The sequence below is a fragment of the Anaeromassilibacillus sp. An200 genome (genome assembly GCF_002160025.1).
GTDB classification, from domain to species: domain Bacteria; phylum Bacillota; class Clostridia; order Oscillospirales; family Acutalibacteraceae; genus Caccousia; species Caccousia stercoris.
The window spans coordinates 1-4,387 of the sequence record NZ_NFJU01000087.1 but is presented as its reverse complement, the minus strand read 5'-3'; the positions used below and the strand labels follow the sequence as shown (position 1 = coordinate 4,387).

8 protein-coding genes are annotated in these 4,387 nt (G+C 54.8%); all 8 read right to left on the bottom strand.

The window, feature by feature from the left end; genetic code table 11:
- On the bottom strand, positions 1-277 hold a 277-nt coding region (locus B5F35_RS17645; protein ID WP_087242939.1), incomplete at its 3' end, for a hypothetical protein.
- A gap of 10 nt (positions 278-287) precedes the next feature.
- Positions 288-833, bottom strand: coding sequence for a hypothetical protein (locus B5F35_RS17640; protein ID WP_087242938.1), 546 nt, complete (start codon positions 831-833; stop codon positions 288-290).
- A complete protein-coding gene (locus B5F35_RS17635) occupies positions 830-1,789 on the bottom strand; it encodes a hypothetical protein (RefSeq protein ID WP_242969582.1) in 960 nt (319 codons plus the stop codon). The genes B5F35_RS17640 and B5F35_RS17635 overlap by 4 nt, the downstream gene beginning before the upstream one ends.
- Positions 1,786-2,424, bottom strand: a complete 639-nt coding sequence (locus B5F35_RS17630) for a DUF7007 domain-containing protein (protein ID WP_087242937.1) — start codon at positions 2,422-2,424, stop codon at positions 1,786-1,788. The genes B5F35_RS17635 and B5F35_RS17630 overlap by 4 nt, the downstream gene beginning before the upstream one ends.
- On the bottom strand, positions 2,421-3,044 hold the full coding sequence (locus tag B5F35_RS17625; protein WP_087242935.1) for a hypothetical protein: 624 nt from the start codon (positions 3,042-3,044) through the stop codon (positions 2,421-2,423). Before B5F35_RS17625 ends, B5F35_RS17630 begins: the two co-directional genes overlap by 4 nt.
- Positions 3,041-3,283 carry a hypothetical protein gene (locus B5F35_RS17620; RefSeq protein WP_087242933.1) on the bottom strand — a complete coding sequence of 81 codons (243 nt, stop codon included), beginning with the start codon at positions 3,281-3,283 and terminating at the stop codon, positions 3,041-3,043. Before B5F35_RS17620 ends, B5F35_RS17625 begins: the two co-directional genes overlap by 4 nt.
- Positions 3,276-3,518 carry a hypothetical protein gene (locus B5F35_RS17615; RefSeq protein ID WP_087242929.1) on the bottom strand — a complete coding sequence of 81 codons (243 nt, stop codon included), beginning with the start codon at positions 3,516-3,518 and terminating at the stop codon, positions 3,276-3,278. Before B5F35_RS17615 ends, B5F35_RS17620 begins: the two co-directional genes overlap by 8 nt.
- Positions 3,519-3,707: 189 nt before the next feature.
- Positions 3,708-4,387, bottom strand: a 680-nt coding sequence (locus B5F35_RS17610; RefSeq protein ID WP_275532274.1) for an LPXTG cell wall anchor domain-containing protein, incomplete at its 5' end; no start/stop codon positions are given.

The following is a 4,387-nucleotide window of genomic DNA, read 5'->3' as shown; positions in this document are numbered from 1 at the left end:
TGTAATCCTTATCCGGGTCATAATAATTGCACAGGGAGAGCAGCAACAGCCAGATGGTATTTCCGGCCTCCTTCGGGTACATCCGAAGCGCCACGCAGGGCGCATGGTCACTGTCAACAAAGGGCCTCCCATAACGCATAAACTGGTCGATCAGCTTTTGGGCCATCTCCCGGTATTCTTCATAGGGGTTCTGTTCCGCCTGTTGATGGAGAACCGTCATCAGCAAGTTGAACCAGTCCTCATGCGTATCCAGTTTTACGGGCGGTAAAGACGCCATTTTTATCACCTCATCTTTCCATGGCGGCGGCCTGCCGCTGCCGGGGAATGGAAAACCCGTAGACTTTGGCGATGTCGTCGCCCAGTCTGCGGGTCACTCTCGTAATATCGGCGCGGGTTGCAATGCCGCGATATAGTTTTTCTTTCAGCAGTTCAATTTGAGAAGGGCTGGCGCTGTCCTTGTAAACGCGGTAGAGGTAAAAGTTCGTGCCATCATGGTGGATGGCGTCGCACCGCAGATCGCCCAGCCGGTCCACATACCAGGTGGAATAATCTGTGTCGGAATACAGGCAGTCTCGGATGTTGCCGCTGGGGATTTCCTTATATCCCATACGCCGACCATTCCACAGGCCCAGGTCGCCTACAACCAAAATCGGCTGGGAAAGCTGCACATTGAGGTTAGCGCGTTCATCATCCAGGTAATCCCCATTGATTTCATACATCAAAGAAATGCGCTCATTTTCGGATAAATCCGGGTATTCTGCCTCCAGATCGTCCCGCCAATCCTCATAGTCCAGGCCATAATTGCTCCAGATGACGTGTCTTTCCTCCTTCATCGGGCTCCACCCCGGTCTTTCTGCCTGGGCTTGATGGGCTGCCCCTGCCCGTCATAGTTTCTGGGATCGGCGGCTGGGGTCTGCCAGCCAAACATGGAGCCGGCCAGCATAGCGGCCTCCTGCGCTTTGGTGACGCCGTTTTTCACATTGCGGTCGTCTGCAAACTCTCGATTCTGTTGAGCGTCAGGAGTTGAAAAATCATAGCAAGGGCTATATCCTTTTTCACCCCTGGTCAGAAGAATCAGCTCCCCGGATGAGGGCAATACACTGAAACACTGCACCGGCAGAGAAGAACGCAGTGGGATCACGCTCCCGTGAGACTGCTCCAAACGCTCTGCAAATTCGCAGATATGGTAAAGGGCGCTGGAATACCCTCCACTGGTTTCAAAATGGGTTTCGTCAATAAACCGGCAAGTGCAGTCGCGGGTTCCTCCGCCGCCAGTGAAAATGCGGATGTGGTCGCCATCTGGAATACGAAACAGCTCCTTGTAGCCGGGCGTGATAAACCGGATGCCCTGTTTGGCCTTTTCCATGTGGTGTTCCAGGAATCGGGCAACGTAGGCGTAGAGGTAAAAGTTGTAGTCTCCATAATTGGGGTTGCACCGGAGCATATAGGTGTGTTGGGGCGTCTGCACCTTAAAACCGTACTCGGCGCAGTAGTTTCCCTCAAACTCAGCCTCCGGGTTCTGATAGCAAAACCTGGTCATGCTGTCACGGGTGCAGAGCAGCCCGTCCTTTTCCCGTAGAGTGTTGACCACTTCATCAAGCTCCGCCTTAAACTCGTCCGTCTTGTATTCCCTCCGGTGGTCGAACCAGGAACTGAAAAACTCCTGGCCGCCGCCAAAATCCCCGCGCAGATGGCCGATACAGCCGGTTTGCCCTTCAAGCTGGCTGCTCTGGCTGTACACATACAGGCGATCCGCCGGGGTCATGCTGGTGATTTTCAGCTCCATCATCGTTCACGTCCTTTCTTTTTCGCTTGTCGGTTTTGTTCCGATATGGCCTTTTCCCGTGCCTGCCAATATTCGGGGTGGTGAATTTGCACGCTGCTATTGATGACAGCCTCATACGCGCCTGGGCCAAAGTGCTCGTTCACCAGAGCCTGGATCATCTTTTTATCCATCAGCTCCCGGAGAGCCACCTGCGCGTCGCAGTCCTCCTCAAAGCAGAGGTAGCCGCCCTTAACAAAGGCGCAGCCCATCGCTTCTTTTCGGAATATCTTTTCCGCCAATTCCCGGCGCACCATAATGCCGCCATGCCCTGGGGTAGAAACGGAATAAACGCCGGGGCAGAGCGTTTCACATTCCTGGACTTTGCCCCATGGGGAATAGGAAGGGACCTCCGGCACAATGGCGTTCTGCCGCTGCTCCTCCAGGCACTGCACCTCCTCCTGCGCCCGCGCCACCAAATCCTTCTGCGCGGAAAACAGGTCGCTGAAATAGTGGCCCCAATCGTAGTCCGTCCGGTTACTGCATTTCCAGGTGACAAACTGCTGGGGCGCTGTCAAATGAACGCCCAACACAAATTCGCTGTCGCCCACATGACAGGAATCCGTAATGATATATCCGGCGTTTTCTCTGTAATCCATCATCGTTCACGCTCCTTCGTGGTTTTCTTTTTGGCCTGTTCCTGCTGAATCGTGGTAAGTCCATGCTTGGCCCAGCCGGGAAGTTCCTCCGGCTGTATCGTTCCCAGCACGTCCATGCGCTCATATCGGCTCTCTTTGCCAGTATAAAGGTCAACGCAGTAACAGGCTGACCCCCTGCTGTGCGGGGAAGCCCCAAAGCCTCCCATACAGAGCTTGAGTTGACGGGTAGCCCTGCGGTATTCCCGGCGCAGCACCTCCGGCTTTATCACCACGATTTTTCCGTGCAGATCATCCTCATGGGAAATGGGGGTACAGCCCTCCGCTGTGATGGGGCGGTCGTCTATGCCCTGTATGCGGGGCTTGTTCAGCTCTATGTGGGTTTTCTGCGCCTGTTCGGCAATCCGCTGGCCGAACAGCTCCACAATCTCCGGGAAATCATCACTGGCCATCACTTCGCTGTATTCTGCAAATAAGGCGTTTTTCCGGCAAAAGGCGCACATATACTTCATGCCGGTTTCATCCTGCGGATTTTCCCCCAGGACAACCTCCCGGTCGCCTATATGCACCGCCTGGATGACCTCATAATCACCGGCCATGCGTTTTTCTGTGGAATCATCGTTCATCCCTCTGCCTCCATATCCTGTTTGATAATGTTCTTGATTTCTTTTACGCTGGCAAAATCCCGTTCATCCCCGGTAAGGTAGCGCACCGTATCTCTCCATTGGGACAGCGGGTAGCTGTTCTCATCCATCCGGCACAGGTCCAAAAGGGCCGCCCGCCGCAGGATAGGTGAAAGATTTAAGTCGGAGATGAAACAGCCATACCGGGCCGCCAGTATGTCCAGCAGGTGCAATTCATTCATGGCAACACCTGCTTTCTTCGGCTTCTTTCAGCAATTCCTCCACCAGCCTGCCGCTGCGGACTTTATTCCGGTCTGCCAGCACCTTGTTCTGGACGCACAGCACCGCCCGGATGTTGGGAACGGTAATGCCGGGGATCTCCACCATCTCCTCCGGGGTGATGGTGAGAAGCTGCACCGGGGAATAACCAGCCTGGGCGAATATGCGGAACAGCCGTTGTTCAAATCGTTCTCTCATCTGCAAAGCTCCTTTCTTTTTTGGTATGTAAAAGGGGCGGCCCCGCATGGCCGCCCCTGGCTGGTTACTTCTTCCGGCTTCTGACTTTCAGGAAAATCAGGCCGCCGATGATGAATACCACCAGCGCAATGGCAATGATCGTTTTCAGTTCCATGAAATCATTCCTCCTAACACAGAATCAAGCCGCAGTTATTTCACGGTGTTTTTGCCCTTCTTGCGCTTACCCACATAGGCCGCAACGCCCAGGGCGGCAGCGCCCATAGCAGATACGCCCATCAGAGCCGCCCACAGCCAGGGCTTGCTGTCATCGCCGGTTTTCGGGGTGTCGCGCAGCTCGTTGTGCATTTCCGCTACGGTGGTCTTATCCGCAAAAATCGTCACCGTCTTATCCGCAGGCAGCACATAGTTGGCGCTGGCCCCGTCCGACACCTCGGACACGGTGTAATCGCCCACGCGCAGGCCCTCGATGAAGATTTCACCATTTTTATCAGTTTTGAAGGTCTGGTCGTAGCCGTTGGCCCCGGTCACGCGGAAGGAGAAGCCCTCCACATTCCCATCGCTGGATGTCTTTTCAATCCGCAGGGAACCGGTCTGGGCCATGTTGGTGAAGCCAATCCCGGCCTCGTTCTCTACCTCGTAAATCTTGCCGTTCTCGGTGATCTCCACATAGTAGGCGTTTTCATCCAGCAAGAAGCCCTCCGGCGCTTTGGTTTCCTTTACGAACACGCCGCCGTAGAGGATGTGGGACATCTCGTAAATGCCGGTGCTGGTTTCTTCCAGCTTGCCCAGCAGCTCGTCGCCCTCGTCCAGTTCCTTGTTACCATTGGTATCACGGTACACCTCAAACTCGGCACCGGTCAGCTTGTTGT

Excerpts from the sequence above, each read along its gene's own strand:
- B5F35_RS17640 (WP_087242938.1), bottom strand. The coding sequence starts at position 833 with ATGAAGGAGGAAAGACACGTCATCTGGAGCAATTATGGCCTGGACTAT.
- B5F35_RS17635 (WP_242969582.1), bottom strand. The coding sequence starts at position 1,789 with ATGATGGAGCTGAAAATCACCAGCATGACCCCGGCGGATCGCCTGTAT.
- B5F35_RS17630 (WP_087242937.1), bottom strand. The coding sequence starts at position 2,424 with ATGATGGATTACAGAGAAAACGCCGGATATATCATTACGGATTCCTGT.
- B5F35_RS17625 (WP_087242935.1), bottom strand. The coding sequence starts at position 3,044 with ATGAACGATGATTCCACAGAAAAACGCATGGCCGGTGATTATGAGGTC.
- B5F35_RS17620 (WP_087242933.1), bottom strand. The coding sequence starts at position 3,283 with ATGAATGAATTGCACCTGCTGGACATACTGGCGGCCCGGTATGGCTGT.
- B5F35_RS17615 (WP_087242929.1), bottom strand. The coding sequence starts at position 3,518 with ATGAGAGAACGATTTGAACAACGGCTGTTCCGCATATTCGCCCAGGCT.